Annotated in this window: 16 protein-coding genes and 3 tRNA genes; 3 read left to right on the top strand and 16 right to left on the bottom strand. The window is 27.7% G+C overall.

Annotation, left to right across the window (positions count from 1 at the left end):
* Window positions 1–71 precede the first annotated feature (71 nt).
* The 6 genes from I6E15_RS00655 to I6E15_RS00630 form a co-directional block, all read right to left on the bottom strand.
* On the bottom strand, window positions 72–1,712 hold the full coding sequence (locus I6E15_RS00655) for a DEAD/DEAH box helicase (RefSeq protein ID WP_235243423.1): 1,641 nt from the start codon (window positions 1,710–1,712) through the stop codon (window positions 72–74).
* A gap of 118 nt (window positions 1,713–1,830) precedes the next feature.
* Window positions 1,831–2,301 carry a cyclic pyranopterin monophosphate synthase MoaC gene (gene moaC / locus I6E15_RS00650; RefSeq protein WP_235243422.1) on the bottom strand — a complete coding sequence of 157 codons (471 nt, stop codon included), beginning with the start codon at window positions 2,299–2,301 and terminating at the stop codon, window positions 1,831–1,833.
* Window positions 2,302–2,311: 10 nt separating this feature from the next.
* Complete coding sequence (locus I6E15_RS00645) at window positions 2,312–2,743, bottom strand: MOSC domain-containing protein (protein WP_235243419.1); 432 nt, start codon at window positions 2,741–2,743, stop codon at window positions 2,312–2,314.
* Window position 2,744: 1 nt separating this feature from the next.
* Complete coding sequence (gene moaA / locus I6E15_RS00640) at window positions 2,745–3,677, bottom strand: GTP 3',8-cyclase MoaA (protein WP_235243416.1); 933 nt, start codon at window positions 3,675–3,677, stop codon at window positions 2,745–2,747.
* On the bottom strand, window positions 3,670–4,305 hold the full coding sequence (locus I6E15_RS00635; protein ID WP_235243414.1) for a DedA family protein: 636 nt from the start codon (window positions 4,303–4,305) through the stop codon (window positions 3,670–3,672). The genes moaA and I6E15_RS00635 overlap by 8 nt, the downstream gene beginning before the upstream one ends.
* Before the next feature lie 47 nt (window positions 4,306–4,352).
* Complete coding sequence (locus tag I6E15_RS00630; protein WP_235243412.1) at window positions 4,353–4,844, bottom strand: MogA/MoaB family molybdenum cofactor biosynthesis protein; 492 nt, start codon at window positions 4,842–4,844, stop codon at window positions 4,353–4,355.
* A 132-nt stretch (window positions 4,845–4,976) separates the two neighbouring features.
* Here I6E15_RS00630 and modA point away from each other — a divergent pair, with 132 nt between their 5' ends.
* Genes modA through I6E15_RS00615 form a run of 3 tightly spaced genes read left to right on the top strand, consistent with a single transcriptional unit; the run spans window position 4,977 to window position 7,413 of the window.
* Window positions 4,977–5,720 carry a molybdate ABC transporter substrate-binding protein gene (gene modA / locus I6E15_RS00625; protein WP_235243410.1) on the top strand — a complete coding sequence of 248 codons (744 nt, stop codon included), beginning with the start codon at window positions 4,977–4,979 and terminating at the stop codon, window positions 5,718–5,720.
* Between the two features lie 2 nt (window positions 5,721–5,722).
* The gene (gene modB, locus I6E15_RS00620; protein WP_235243409.1) at window positions 5,723–6,397 is read left to right on the top strand and encodes a molybdate ABC transporter permease subunit; all 675 of its coding nucleotides are present in this window, start codon (window positions 5,723–5,725) and stop codon (window positions 6,395–6,397) included.
* Window positions 6,394–7,413, top strand: coding sequence for a molybdopterin-binding protein (locus tag I6E15_RS00615; protein WP_235243407.1), 1,020 nt, complete (start codon window positions 6,394–6,396; stop codon window positions 7,411–7,413). Before modB ends, I6E15_RS00615 begins: the two co-directional genes overlap by 4 nt.
* A 37-nt stretch (window positions 7,414–7,450) precedes the next feature.
* On the opposite strand, the gene I6E15_RS00610 is transcribed toward I6E15_RS00615, so the two are convergent.
* The 10 genes from I6E15_RS00610 to I6E15_RS00565 all read right to left on the bottom strand — a co-directional run bounded on the left by I6E15_RS00610 (window position 7,451) and on the right by I6E15_RS00565 (window position 15,070).
* A complete protein-coding gene (locus I6E15_RS00610; protein WP_235243405.1) occupies window positions 7,451–8,536 on the bottom strand; it encodes a YibE/F family protein in 1,086 nt (361 codons plus the stop codon).
* 28 nt (window positions 8,537–8,564) lie between these two features.
* Window positions 8,565–9,944 carry an alkaline phosphatase gene (locus I6E15_RS00605; RefSeq protein ID WP_235243404.1) on the bottom strand — a complete coding sequence of 460 codons (1,380 nt, stop codon included), beginning with the start codon at window positions 9,942–9,944 and terminating at the stop codon, window positions 8,565–8,567.
* A 137-nt stretch (window positions 9,945–10,081) separates the two neighbouring features.
* Complete coding sequence (pstB, locus tag I6E15_RS00600; RefSeq protein WP_235243402.1) at window positions 10,082–10,840, bottom strand: phosphate ABC transporter ATP-binding protein PstB; 759 nt, start codon at window positions 10,838–10,840, stop codon at window positions 10,082–10,084.
* Entirely contained in the window at window positions 10,833–11,657 is an 825-nt protein-coding gene (locus tag I6E15_RS00595; protein WP_235243400.1) for a PstA family ABC transporter permease, read from the bottom strand. Before I6E15_RS00595 ends, pstB begins: the two co-directional genes overlap by 8 nt.
* On the bottom strand, window positions 11,654–12,529 hold the full coding sequence (pstC, locus tag I6E15_RS00590; RefSeq protein ID WP_235243398.1) for a phosphate ABC transporter permease subunit PstC: 876 nt from the start codon (window positions 12,527–12,529) through the stop codon (window positions 11,654–11,656). Before pstC ends, I6E15_RS00595 begins: the two co-directional genes overlap by 4 nt.
* A 57-nt stretch (window positions 12,530–12,586) precedes the next feature.
* A complete protein-coding gene (locus I6E15_RS00585) occupies window positions 12,587–13,462 on the bottom strand; it encodes a phosphate ABC transporter substrate-binding protein (protein ID WP_235243397.1) in 876 nt (291 codons plus the stop codon).
* Between the two features lie 105 nt (window positions 13,463–13,567).
* A tRNA-Arg gene (locus I6E15_RS00580) sits at window positions 13,568–13,644 on the bottom strand.
* Between the two features lie 42 nt (window positions 13,645–13,686).
* Window positions 13,687–13,781, bottom strand: a tRNA-Ser gene (locus I6E15_RS00575).
* Between the two features lie 2 nt (window positions 13,782–13,783).
* Window positions 13,784–13,867 (bottom strand) — tRNA-Ser (locus tag I6E15_RS00570).
* A gap of 102 nt (window positions 13,868–13,969) precedes the next feature.
* Window positions 13,970–15,070 carry a 2-aminoethylphosphonate--pyruvate transaminase gene (locus I6E15_RS00565; RefSeq protein ID WP_235243395.1) on the bottom strand — a complete coding sequence of 367 codons (1,101 nt, stop codon included), beginning with the start codon at window positions 15,068–15,070 and terminating at the stop codon, window positions 13,970–13,972.
* Between the last annotated feature and the right edge of the window lie 24 nt (window positions 15,071–15,094).

The raw sequence follows: 15,094 nt of genomic DNA, 5'->3' as shown, positions 1-15,094 counted from the left end.
ATTAGACATACATTACCAACTTTCTTATATTTTTTAATTTGTTGATAATATATATGTGTCCTTTATGGGTATCATATCACTTTTTTATTTTTTGCTATTTTTTCCTTTATACGTTCTCTTACTTTTTCTTCTTTTAAAAAATTATAAGAACCTTCTTCTGGTTTAAAATCCTTTATATCAAATAAAATATTATCTTTTCTAACTTCTCCTATATGAATAATATTAGAGTCTAATTTTAAAGAATTTAATATTTCGTGAACAGTATCATTATCTCCACCATAAATAGCTGTTGCTGTTAAAGATAAAATTGGAAACTTATATTTTTTTTGTTGAATTATTTTTTCTACATAATTCCCAATCAGTAAATAGTCTATTCTAAAATTTTTTCCCCATGTACTTACTGTATGTGCTTCATCTATTACTATAAGTCCTATTTCTCTTTCCCCTATTATCGTAGCAATATCAGAATTTATTTGTAATAGTTCAGGAGATAAATAAATTATAGATTTTTCTCCTCTTTTAATTTCTTCTATACGAGCATTTCTTTCTATAAAAGATAAATCAGAATTTAGATAACAAGCACTTTTTATTCCTTTTTCTTTTAAACTTTCTATTTGGTCTTTCATTAATGCCTTTAGAGGAGAAATTATAATTGTAACTAAATTATATTTTTCTTCTAAATATAAAGCAGGTATTTGGAAAAATATTGATTTTCCTGAACCTGTTGAAGCTGTTATAAAAATATTACTAAAATCTTTCATTGATTTTGAGTTTTCTACTTCTTGAATCACTTCCTCTATTATATCTCCTTGAGATATTAAAGACTTATCAAATGAAATATCAGGATTAGTATAAAATTTTAGATTTCTAAACTCATTACTTTTCCAATATCTAGACAAAAGCTTCAAAACTTCTTTCCTATAATAATTTTTAAACTCTTTAATTTTAGAATAAAAATTTATTTTTATAAAACATAAGTCACAAATATACTTTAAACTTCCTAAATCATATTGAAATTTATTACTTTTTATAACTTCTTTATCTATTACTATGTTAATGCTATTTTTTATTTTTTGATTTAATACATCATATTTTAATTCTTCATTTTTTACTGGACCAATAGATGAATATTTATATACTTCTATATTTTCAGTTAAATTTTTTATTTCTTTTTCTAAAGGAATATATTTTTGATAAGAAAAAACTTTTATATTTTCTATTTCTATGTCTTCCATATCTTGATTTTCTTCTATATTTTTATACTTTACATAAATTTTATCGTTACTCAAAATCAAATCTGAATAAAAGTAATCATATTTTATTTTTTCATCTTTTAAAATAATTTCATTATTCCTTATTTTAATATACTCTGAAATTTCATCTTTATCTTCAAAATCATATAAATAATAAGAAAAAAGATTATTTTCTAAAATATAAATTTTTCCTTCATACAAATTCAAATTATTTTTAGCTATTAGTATTTCTTCATAACGAGATATATAAATACCCTCTTCTAAAATTATTAGTTTTTTTTGCAACTTTTTTTTATTTTCTAACAATTCTTTTAAAGAATAAATTTCTTCAAAAAATGCAGGAGTTATTTCTTTAGTTAATTCTCCAAATATTTCTTTGTCAAATCCTTTTAAAACTATTAAACAATTTTCTTCTTTTAATCTTATATCTTCTATCGCATTTTTTAATATTCCTATCATATAAATTTTCCCCCTTAATTTATAATAATATGATAATATTAAAACTTTGAGTAATCTAATTTATGTAATTTTTTAATATCATATTTTTATTTTTTACTTTCATAATATTCTAACTTTATTAAAATTTAAAATCTCCACTTTTTCCACCAGTTTTTGTTAAAAGATGAATATCAGAAATAACCATTCTTTTATCTACACTTTTACACATATCATAAATTGTAAGAGCCGCTGTAGTTACTCCTGTCAAAGCCTCCATCTCTATTCCTGTTTCTCCAACAGTTTTTGCTGTAGAATAAATATGTATCTCTCCTAACTCTTCTTTTATTTCAAAATTTATTTCACAACCACTCATAAAAATAGGGTGACACATTGGAATAATATCACTTGTTTTTTTCATTCCCATTATTCCTGCAACTCTTGCTACCCCTAAAACTTCCCCTTTTTTCATCTGATGATTAGTTAATTTTTCAATAACCTCTTTTGAAACTTTTATCTTTCCAAAAGCCTTTGCCTCTCTCTTAGTTTTATTTTTTTCACTGACATCTACCATATATGCTTTTCCGTCTTTATTAAAATGTGAAAATTCCATTTTTCCTCCATTATTCTACTACTTGAATTATATCTCCCTCTTCTATAAATCCACCAACTAAAACTCTTGCAAAAATTCCCTCTCTTGGCATTATACAATCTCCCACTTTTTTAAATATTTCACAATGAGAGTGACACTCTTTTCCAATCTGTGTAACTTCCAAAACAACATCATTTATTTTTAATTTTGTTCCTATTGGAAGTGTTGTAAGTTCTATCTCTGTAACAATAAGATTTTCTCCAAAAGAGCCATCAACAACATCTCCACCTCTTTTTTTAAACTCCTCAATTTTTTCAAAAGATATAAGGCTTACTTGTCTATGCCAATCTCCTCCGTGAGCATCATTTTTTAGACCAAAACCTTTAATCACTTCACATTTATGTATATTTTTTTTATCAGTTCCTCTTTTTTCACTAATACAAACTGCTTTTATTATTCCCATTTTATCCACCAATCTCATTCATATTTTTTTCTTCTTTATCATCTTTTCTCTCACCAAAAAGATGTTTTTCTGGTTTACTCATTATTTCATTTTTCAATATTTCTTTTATTTCAATTTCATCAACATTTTTTATATTAAATCTTCCTTTTTCGTTTAGACATCTTTTTATTTCACCAGAAGATGTAATTCTTATTTTATTGCAAGTTTCACAGAAACAGTTATGAATAGGACTTATAAATCCAACTCTTCCCTTAAAATTTTTTATTCTGAAATATCTCGTTACACCATTTATTTCAAAATTTTCTTCATTTATTTCAAAAGATTTTTTTAAACTTTCCAAAATTTCTTGATTGTCTATCCCTTGATAATTTTTTCCCTCACCTATTGGCATAAGCTCAATAAATCTTACATCAATATTTTTATTTTCTGTTAATCTTACTAAATCTTCAAATTTTTCATTTATTCCTTTTATTATTACAGAATTTATTTTAACTTTTAATCCAAGCTCTAAAGATTTTTCTATTCCTCTCAAAACTTTTTGGATATCTCCACCTCTAGTTATTTTCCTAAAAATTTCTCCATCTAATGTATCAAGACTTATATTAACTCCACAAAGTCCAACCTCTTTTAGTTCTTCAATTTTTTCTTCCAATAAAATTCCATTTGTTGTAAGATATATTTCATTTATTCCAGTATCTTTTATTTTTGAAATAATTTTATTCAAATCATTTCTAAGGAGAGGCTCGCCACCTGTTAACCTTATTTTTTTTATTCCTAATTCTTTTGCCACTCCAATAATTTTTGAAATATCTTCAAAAGAAAGAATATTATTTTTATGAATCAGATTTGGAGTACAATAAATACATCTTAAATTACAATTATCTGTTAAAGAAATTCTAAGATAGTTTATCTCTCTTCCAAACTGATCATTCATCTTTTCCCTCTTCTGATTTTTTTCTTTTTTTCAAAAATCTCTTTACTAAAAATTTTATAACAAAAGCCAAAATTATTAAACCTAAAATTCTATTTGAATATCTTTCTAAAATTAAAAGTCCCTCTTTCCATTTATCTTGAGTAACCCTACCTATATATATTAAAAGGGTATTCCAAATTCCACTTCCAATTGTTGTATAGATTAAAAATTTTCTTAAACTCATATTTTGCATTCCTGCAGGAATAGAGATAAGACTTCTGACAACAGGAATACATCTTCCAAAAAATACTGCAAAGGTACTATATTTCTCAAAATATTTCAAACTTTTCTTTATATCTCCTGGTTTAAATCCAAGTCTTTTTACCCATTTTTTCTCAAGAAAACTCTCCATTTTTTCAAGAGGAATTTTTTTCCCAGCATAGTATAGAATTATTGCCCCTGTACTAGATCCTAAAGTTGCAAAAATTACCAATAATAAAAAATTCAAATTCAAACTTTTTGAAATAAATCCTCCAAAAACTAAAATAAGTTCTGATGGAATTGGTGGAAATACATTTTCTATAAATATTAAGAAAAATATCCCAAGATAACTAAATTTTGATAAAACATTTAATATATAATCTTCCATTTTACTTCCTTATAAAATTATTTTCATTCATATTATTATATCACATTTTACTTTCTAGCACAATCAAAAGCCTTGCCTGTTAAAATCTCCAATCCGTGCCAAAGTTCAGTGATAATATATTCTAAAGATTCTCTTACAGCTTTTGGACTTCCCGGAAGATTTATTATTAAAGTTTCTTTTCTTATTCCTGAAACTCCCCTTGATAGCATAGCTCTTTTTGTAATTGTCATGGAATAATTTCTTATTGCCTCAGAAATTCCCGGAACTTTTCTTTCAATTACTGACTCAGTTGCCTCTGGAGTTATATCTCTTTTTGCAAATCCTGTTCCTCCAGTTGTAATTATTAAGTCTGCTTGATTGTTATCACAGATTTCTATTAAATTTTTTTGAATTTCTTCATATTCATCTGGGATAAGAATTTTTTTTACAACTTCATAGCCATTTTTTATTACTATTTCTTCTATAACTTTTGTTGAAATATCCTCTCTTTCACCTTTTGAACCTTTATCACTCATACAAATTATAGCCACTCTAAACATTTTTCACCTCGTTATTTTTCTTTCAATAAATTATAATATTTTTTTAGCTTTTTTTCAATTAAATACCCTTGATATATTCTGATAAATTTGTTAGAATCAGTAGAAGGCTCATTCATTTGATGGAGGTATTTTATGAAAAATATTTTTAAAATTTTATTAGTTAGTTTAACAATTTTACTTATCGGTTGTGGCAAAGAAAAGGAAAAAGAGATCACTATAAGTGCTGCTGCAAGTCTTAAAGAAGTCATATATAAATTATCTTCAGAATTTCAAAAAGAAAATAAAAATATTAAAATAAATATTAATCTTGGTGGTTCTGGAGCTTTAAAAAATCAAATTATTGGTGGAGCTCCTGTGGATATAGTTTTCTTTGCATCAAAATCTGATTTAGACGATTTAAATAAAAAAGGATTGATTGAAGAAAATAATCATCAAGATATTTTAAAAAATAGAATGGTTATTGCTGGAAAAGAAAAAATTGATGATCTTTCAAAAATTTTAAAACATAAAATCGCTATTGGAACTCCTGAAACTGTTCCTGCCGGTAGATATGCTAAACAAATTTTAGAAAATTCTAATCTTTGGAATGAGATAAAATCCAATATTATTTTTTCAAAAGATGTAAGAAGTGCTATGCAATATGTTGAAATTGGTGAGATAGATTATGCTTTTATCTATAAAACTGATGCTAAACTTATGAAAAATTCAATAATCTCCTATATTATTCCAGAAGATTTACACAAACCAATAATTTATAGTTATGGAATAATAAAAGATAAAAATTCTAAAGAGGTTGTTAAGTTTTATGAATTTTTAAAATCTTCAAAAGCTAAAGATTATTATGAAAAATATAATTTTGAAATGATTGGTAAATAATTATGAACTCTTTAAATTTAGGCATTATAGCACTAACACTAAAAATTTCAATTATTTCAGTTATTGTAGTTACTTTTATTTCAATTTTATTGGTTTATTTCTTAAATAAAACCAGTGAAAAAATAAAAAATATTGTAGAGATGTTTATTAATATCTCTCTTTTTATCTCCCCAACAGTTCTTGGATATATTTTAATTCTGATTCTTGGAAAAAATGGAGTAATTGGAAGTTTCTTATATAAAAATTTCAATATCACTATTATTTTTTCTTGGTGGGCTGGAATAATCACAACTTCTATCGTTTCTCTTCCACTTATGTATAATAGTGTAAAAACTGGAATATCTTCCCTAGACCCAATTTATAGTGAAGTAGCAAAACAATTAGGAGCTACTGATTTTCAAATTTTAAAAAAAATAACTATTCCTCTTATAAAAAGAAATATTTTAGCAGGAATGGTTTTATCTTTTGGAAGAGCTATGGGAGAGTTTGGAGCAACACTAATGCTTGTTGGTAATATTCCCGGAAAAACTCAAACAATTTCAATGGCAATATACTCAGCTGTTGAAAGTGGAGATTCTCAAACTGCTAATTTTTTCTTAGGTGTAATTTTAGTAGTTAGTTTTTTAGTTATGGTATTATATAATTATTTATTCTCAAAGGAGGGAAAAAATAGATGATGAAAAAAATAAAAACAACTGAGGCAGTTGGCCATGTTTTACAACACGATATAACAGAAATTATTCCTGGAGAGTTTAAGGGAAGAGCTTTTAAAAAAGGACATATAATTACTGAAGAAGATATTCCTCATCTTTTAAGACTTGGAAAAGACCATATTTTTGTATTTGAACTTGGAGAAGATAAGATCCACGAAAATGAGGGAGCAATGATTCTTGGAAAACTTGGACAAGGAGAAAATATTTCTTTAGGCGATGAAGTAAAAGAGGGAAAAATAAATTTTAATTCTTCTATTGATGGAGTTTTAAAAGTTAATAGCGAAAAACTTTTTGAACTAAATATGCTTGGAGAAATTTCTTTTGCCACTCTTCCTAATAATATTCCTGTAAAAAAAGGAGAGCTTGTTGGAGGAGCTAGAATTATTCCTTTAGTTATTGAAAAAGAAAAAATGGATAAAGCAAAGAATTTAATAAAAGAGCCTATTCTAAATATCAGACCATATAAAAAATATAAAGTGGGAATTATTACTACTGGAAATGAAGTTTTTTATGGAAGAATCGAAGATAAATTTGGTCCTGTCATTTTAGAAAAACTTAAACCATATAACCCAGAAATAATTGGACAAGCTCTTTGTCCAGACGATAAAGAAGTTATAAAAGAAAAAGCAAGAGAGTTTTTAGATAAGGGAGCCACTATGATTATTTTTACAGGAGGAATGTCTGTTGACCCTGATGATATGACTCCTACATCTATTATTGAACTTGGTGGAGAACTTATAAGTTACGGAGCTCCAGTTTTACCTGGTTCAATGTTTCTTTTATCATATCTTGGAGATATTCCAATGATGGGACTTCCAGGTTGTGTAATGTTTGCTAAAAAAACTGTTTTTGATTTAGTTCTTGGAAGAGTTATGACTGGAGAAAGATTAACAAAAGCTGATATTATGAGATATGCTACTGGTGGACTTTGTCAAAGTTGTGAAGTTTGTCACTATCCAAATTGTACTTTTGGAAAATAATATATAAAAAAATAAGGTAGTGGTCGCTACCTTATTTTTAATTTAAAGAGTATATATAAGAACCTATATAAGTTGTCATTGGTGCCACAACTGTAAGTCCAATACTACCAATTATTATTTTTATAATTTCAGAAGTAACTATTTTCATATTAAGTATCTGAAGTAATGTTGTATCTCTTTCCAAAAATAAAATCATCAAAGTTAAAAATCCACCAGAATATGCAAGAAGTAAAGTTGTTGTCATTGTTCCTATAACTGATCTTCCAACATTAAAACCAGATTTTATAAGTTGTCTTCTAGTTAATGTTAGATTATGATATTTCAGTTCCTCTATTGTAGCTGCCATATCCATTGCAATATCCATCGCTGCCCCACTTGCTCCTATGACAATAGCTGAGTAGAAAATATCTAAAATATTTATTCTCATTGAACTTGCAAACAAAACACTCTGAGCAAAGGGCTGATTCATTCCATCTATTTTAAAAGTTCCACCGAATAAAAAAGTCAAAAGAGCTGTTACAAAAAGTCCCGACATTGTCCCGAGAAAAGCTGTGAAACCTTTTTTAGTAAATCCAGCTACCAAAAATATTATTAATCCCGATAAAAATATCAAAGTCGCCACAGTGATTAAAAATACATTTTCTCCATTTTTTAGAGCTGGTATAAGAAAATTCCAAATTATTGCAACACTTCCAATAAATGATAAAAGTGATTTTAGTCCTATACTTCTAGCATAAACAAGCAAAAGTGAAATAAAAATAAATCCCAGAATTATTATTTTATCCAATCTTAAAAGTGATAAAACTTTTCCAACTAATTTTCCATCATCTTCAAAAGTTGTCATAAGAACTTTATCCCCAGTTTCATAAAATTCATCATACTCCATACTTCCACTTAAAAGATTATTTCTCTCTAAAACTTTTCCTTTTTGCTCTCCAGTCAAAATTTTAACTTCTATTCTTTGACTTCCTATTTTTGATATTCCTTGTACTATTGTATTTTCATTATCTACACTCAAAACTTTTCCTATAACTTCTTTATTAAAAATATGCCCTTTTAATTCTGCATGGCAAACTAAAAGGGCAAGGAAGATAGTTATGAGGATTATTACTATCTTTTTCAAAATTTTTCTCCTAAATCCTATAAAATATCTATTTTATTTTTGCTCCCATACTTTCAGCAATAAGTTTTGCAACTTCTGTATTATCTTTAAATCCTACAAATTTGTCTGCTCCCTCTCCAATAGTTGCTAAAGGTACTTGAACTGCTGTATGAGCATAAGATGTCCATTGCATTCCAGCTCTTTCAGAAATTATATGAGCCACTGCTATAGAAGTTGGGCTATATCCACCAAAGTTTTTACTTGCATCTTTGTCTTTATCTTCTAAATCCATTGCTTGTTCTATTTTTTGTTTTTCATCAGAAGTTAAAGTTGTAAGTCCCATATTTTCAGCTATATATTTAAAGTATTCATCTCTGTTTCCAGTATATGCTTTTTGAAGAGTATCTTCGATAGAAACTTTTACATTTTTTAATTCATCTAATTTTAAGAAATAGTTATTTCCAAATCCAAGTCCCATTCCACCTGTTTCATGGTCAGCTGCTACTACTATTAATGTATCTTGAGGGTGTTTTTCATAAAATTCATAAGCTGTTTTTATAGCATCATCAAAAGCTAATGTATCATAAATAGTTCCAACAGCGTCTTGAGCATGAGATGCGTGGTCTATTCTTCCTCCCTCTACCATCATAAAGAATCCATCTTTATCTTGAGATAATAAATCAATTCCTTTTGCTGTCATTTCTTTTAAAGTAGGTAAAGTTTCTTGAATATCATCTACTGTGTATGGCATATGAGATGCTTTAAATGCTGCAAAAGCTTTTTCTCCAGCTTTTGGAGCCCATTTTTCAAAATCTTGTGTTGATTTTTCTCCTATAAAAGTTTTATATCCTTTATCTTGAAATTCTTTTATTAAATCTCTTCCATCTTTTCTTTTACTAGAAAGTTCTCCACCTTTAGCTGCAAAGTGTCTATATCCTCCACCAGCAAAATAATCTACGTTACTTTTTACATAATCTTCTGCTATTCCATTTTCATCATCTCTGTCTATATTATGAGATGCAAAAACAGCTGGAGTTGCGTGAGTTATTCTTGTAGTTGTTACAAGCCCTGTTGACATTCCTTTATCTTGAGCTATTTCAAGTAAAGTTTTTAAATTATTTCCTTTTGTATCTTTTGCAATATATCCGTTGTTTGTTTTATGTCCTGTTGCTAAAGCTGTACCTGCTGCTGCTGAGTCTGTGATTAATGTATCTGCTGAGTATGTTGTTGTTATTGCTGTTGCTGGTAAAGAGTTTAATAAAAGTTTTCCATCTTTTTTCAAAACATTTTTCTTGTACTCTTCTGAAATTTGTCTTTGACCAGCTCCCATTCCGTCACCTATAAAGTAAAATACATATTTTGCTTGTGCAAAACTTGAAACTGCCATTAATGACATTGCCATTAACATTATTTTTTTTCTGCTTATCATAAATCTCCTCCTTAAACTTTTACTTTCGAGCAAATTATATAAAACAGATGTTAATTTATTATTTATATTCTGTAAAATCTAAGTAAATAAAAAATTGCTACGATTATTTCATTTCAATAATCACAGCAACTTTTATTTTATCCAAATATTCCATTTATATATTTTTTAGTTTTTTCATCTCTAGGATTTGAAAATATTTTTTCTGTATCTTCATATTCTACCAACTCTCCATCAAAGAAAAAAGCTGTCTTATCTGCTATTCTTTTGGCTTGTGCTAGATTGTGAGTTACTATTATAATAGTATAGTTTTTAGATAAATTCTTTAGCATCTCTTCAATCTTTATTGTATTTTGAATATCGAGAGCTGAACAAGGCTCATCTAAAAGTAAAACTTCTGGTTCAACTGTAAGTTCCCTTGCTATACAAAGTCTTTGTTGTTGTCCTCCGCTTAATGAGAGAGCTGATTTATTTATTTCATCTTTTATTTCATCATAAAGTCCAGCAAGTTTTAGTTTTTCTTTTACCAAATTATCCAATTGATTTTTATTTTTTATTCCATAATATATAGGAGCATAAGTCATATTTTTATAAATAGAAAATGGAAATGGTGTAGGAGTTTGAAAAACTAACCCAATATTTTTTCTTAAATTTTCAACTTCAAAATCTTTTATATTTTTTCCCTCAAAAAATATATCTCCAAAAGTTTTAGCTCCTTTTTCTTCGGTTATCATCAGATTCAAACTCTTTAAAAAAGTTGATTTTCCACAACCACTTGGACCTATTATTGCAGTTATTTTATTTCTATCTATATACATATTAATATTTTTAAGAATTTTTTTATCATCATAACTTACTGAAAAATTTTTCACTTCCAAAATTTTATCCATTTTATTCATCTCTCTTCCTTAATAAAATTTGAAATATTATTGTTACTACTACAATCAAAGCTAATAAAATAAAAGCTGTTCCATATGCCATCTTCATAGAAATTCCTTGGGTCATAAGAGTATAAAGATGATATGACAAGGACATTGCAGGTTTTTTTATATCAAAAGCTATTGGAGAATTTATAACAGCCATACAAAACATTATAGGAGCCGTTGCCCCAATAGCATAATTATATCCAAGTAGAATGCTTGCCATTATCTCTTTCAGACAATATGGGATTCCTATTTTATAAATTGTATAAAATTTTGAAACTCCCATTGAATAAGATGCCTTTAAAATATTTTCATCTATCTCCCTTAGAGATTTTTCAATTCTTATCTCCACAACTGGAAATATCATTACTCCCAAAGTTAAGCCTCCAGAAATAATAGATTTCCCAAATCCAAAATAAATAGTAAAAAGAGTATAACCAAATAATCCAAAAACTATTGATGGAATTCCTCCAATACATTTTATAATACTTTGAATAATTTTTATTTTCTTTTGATTTTTTTCATAAAAAACCAGATATATACTTGTAAAAATTCCAAAAAATCCAGCTACTCCACAAGCTATAAAAGTTGATAAAAAACTTCCTATTATTGCAGGGGCAATTCCACCCTCTTGTCCTAAAACCATTCCTTGAGGAACATCTAATAAAAAATTTAGATTTATAACTTTGTAACCTTTGAAAAAAATATATAAAAATAAAAATCCAACAAGAAAAAATACTAAAGCTCCGCTTATATAAGTTAAACCTCTATAAAATGTCTCTTTTTTTCTCATACTTCATCACCTAAATATCTATTTTTAATAAACTCCACTGAAAAATTTATTAAAAGTATCATTATCATAAGACAAAGACCTGATGCAAATAAACCACTGTAATGAACACTTCCTACCTCAGCCATTCCCATTTCAAGAGCTATAAGAGATGAAATTGTCTGAGCCTTACCAAAAAGTTTTGGAAATATTGGAGCATTTCCTATCACCATCATAACAGCCATAGTTTCGCCTAAAGCACGACCAAGCCCTAAAATTATACTTACAATCATCGCTTTTTTAGATGCAGGGACTATCAATTCACTTATCATATACCATCTTGAAATCCCCAAACTTTTTGACGAATTTTCATATTTTTTTCTTATTCTTGTCATAGTTTCTTGACAAACATCTATCATAAAAGGTAAAACCATTATACTCAAAACTATTCCTCCTGATAAAACACTTTCTCCAGAAGGACGTCCCAATATTTCAAAAAATTTAACAACTATAATAAGTCCCAAAAATCCATAAATAACTGACGGTATTCCTGCTAAAATATCTATATAGGGCTTTAAAATATTTTTTGTTTTTTCTTTGAGCACACAAGACAAAAATATACTGCAACCTAAACCTACTGGAAAAGCAATCACTATACTTAAGATTGAAATATAAATTGTTGCTAAAATTATATTAAATATTCCCATAGCTGGATTGCTATATGATGAAGGATACCATCTTTTTCCAAAAATAAAATCAATAACTCCAATCTCTTTAAAAAGTGACAAACTCTCTTTTACTATAAAGATTATTATAAAACTCAAAATAAAAAATGAAAAAAAAGTAACTCCCTTTGTAAAACATTCAAAAAATTTATCTAATTTTTTCCAATCCAAAAATAATCACCTTATCTTAAAAAAGGGCTGATAACTCAGCCCTAAAAAATTATCTAACTATTTAACTGGAATATATCCACTTTTACTTACTGCTTCCATTCCTTTTTCTGAGAATACATAATCAACAAAAGCTTTTTCTTGTGGTGTTAATTCTCCACTCTTCATAAATAAAAGAGGTCTTTGAATTTTATAAGCATTAGATAAAATATTTTCAACAGTTGGTTCTACTCCATCAACTGCAAAAGCTTCTATTTTATCTTTATTTTGATTATACATTCCAAATGAAGCATAACCAATAGCATATTTATTTTCAACTATTTTAGTTGCTAAAGCTCCCATTGATGGTGCTTGAATAGCATCGGCTTTAACATCTGTTTTTCCCATTACAGATTTTTGGAAAACCTCATGAGCTCCTCCACCAAAATCTCTAGTAACTACAACAATTTCTTTTTTATCAAGTCTTGAGTCTACATCACTCCAATATTTATATTCTCCAGAGAATATTTTTTTAAGAGTTTCACTAGATATATCTTTTTGATATTTTAATATAGGGTTTTCTCTGTTAACTGAAATTGTAAGAGCATCTGATGCTACAACAAATTCTTTGTAATCTTTTATTTTAGCTTTTTCGCTATCCTTTACAAGTCTAGCAACCATACCAAAATCACTTACACCCTCTATTACACTTTTAACTCCTGCTCCAGAACCACCAGCAGACACATATATAGCTATATTTTTTTTAGGAAATTCTGGATTTACCTCATCCCAAGTTACATATCCCTCTATAAAATCTGTAGATATTTTTGAAATAACTGGAGCTAATGATGATGATCCATTAAACATTATCTGTCCTTTAAACTCCTCAGCACTTGCTGTGATAAAAGTAAGTGAGAACATAGCAAAACCTAAAAACTTTTTAATAATCTTTTTCATTTTCCCTCCTTAAAAATTTTGTTATTTAAATTGCTTTTGCAATATTAAAAATACCTAAGAATAAATAAAAAAGGTTGCATTTCTACAACCTTTGATATCTAAAAATGGCGTACTCGAGAGGAATCGAACCCCCAACACCCTGATCCGTAGTCAAGTGCTCTATCCAATTGAGCTACGAGTACTTATAATAAAAAAAGGTAGTATCACTACCCTTGATATCAAAATGGCGGTGAAAGAGAGATTTGAACTCTCGGTACCAGTTTTAGCTGGTACACTCCCTTAGCAGGGGAGCGCATTCGGCCAGCTCTGCCATTTCACCACTGGCGGAGAACTAGAGACTCGAACTCTAAAGCCTTACGGCGTCGGTTTTCAAGACCGATTCCTTACCAATTAGGATAGCTCTCCACTTCAGAGATTTTACCATATTATATCAATTTTGTCAACAATTTTTTATAAATCAAAAAAAACTATTCATTTTCAAAGAAAACAAATAATTTTTCTAAAAGACTAAACTATTTTTTTTAAATTTTTTAGAAATTTTTCTATAGATTCTGAATCTATATCTCCCACTACACCGATTCTAAAAATATGATTTTCTATAAGTTCATCTCTATCTATTATAAATCCATCTTCTTTTAATTCTTTATATAATTTTTCAAAATTATAATCTATTTTTTTAGGAAGTGTAAATGATAATAAAAACGGTGATTGACTTTCTTCTGGAACTAAAAAGTCAAAACCTAATTTTTTCATTCCATTCTTTAAAGTATTATAATTTCTATTGTATCTTTTTTCTCTTACTTTTATTCCACCCTCTTTTTCTAGTTTGTCCAAAGCCACTGAAAAAGCTTTTACTGCTTGAACAGGAGGAGTGAATCTCCATAAACCGTTTGTTTTTTCTATATATTCCCATTGATCATACATATCTAATGAATAAGAATGTGCTTTCTCTTTTCTTTTCATTAATAATTCAACTCTTGCTACAACAAAAGCAAAGCCTGCTATCCCCTCTAAACATTCATTAGGAGTGGCTATTAGAAAATCTACTCTATATTTTGCAACATCAAATTCCATTCCTCCAAATGTTGCTGTTGCATCTAGGATTAAAGACTTTTTATATTTTCTAGCTAGTTCACTTATAGCTTCCAATGAATTTAATATCCCTGATGAAGTTTCACAATGAGCCATTGCTATATGAGTTATATCTTCATTATTTTTTAAAATATTTTCTATGCTTTCTAAGTCAATAGCTCTTTCTTTACTTCCTCTATACATTGTATAATTTACTTTTAATCTTCCACAGATTTTTCCTATTCTATCTCCGTTTAACCCGTTGGAAATTACAAAAACTTTCTCATCTTCCCCTATCATTGTCCCTATAACTGATTCAACTGCATAAGTTCCACTTCCTTGTATAGGAATCATTGTATATTCTTCATCAGCCATTGTAGCGATTTTTACAACTCTATCTCTTATATCTTGAGTCATATTTTTAAATTTTTTTTCAAAGGGAGAAATCTCCTCCATTAAACTTTCTCTTACTTTTTTATTTACACTATGTATTCTTGTTGTTAATAAAATTTTTTCCTCTTTTAAATCCTCTTTCATATCTACCTCCATTTTCTTTACATT

This window comes from Fusobacterium perfoetens, from assembly GCF_021531475.1.
Classification (GTDB): Bacteria; Fusobacteriota; Fusobacteriia; order Fusobacteriales; family Fusobacteriaceae; genus Fusobacterium_B.
This window is presented reverse-complemented; position numbering and strand designations above follow the sequence as displayed.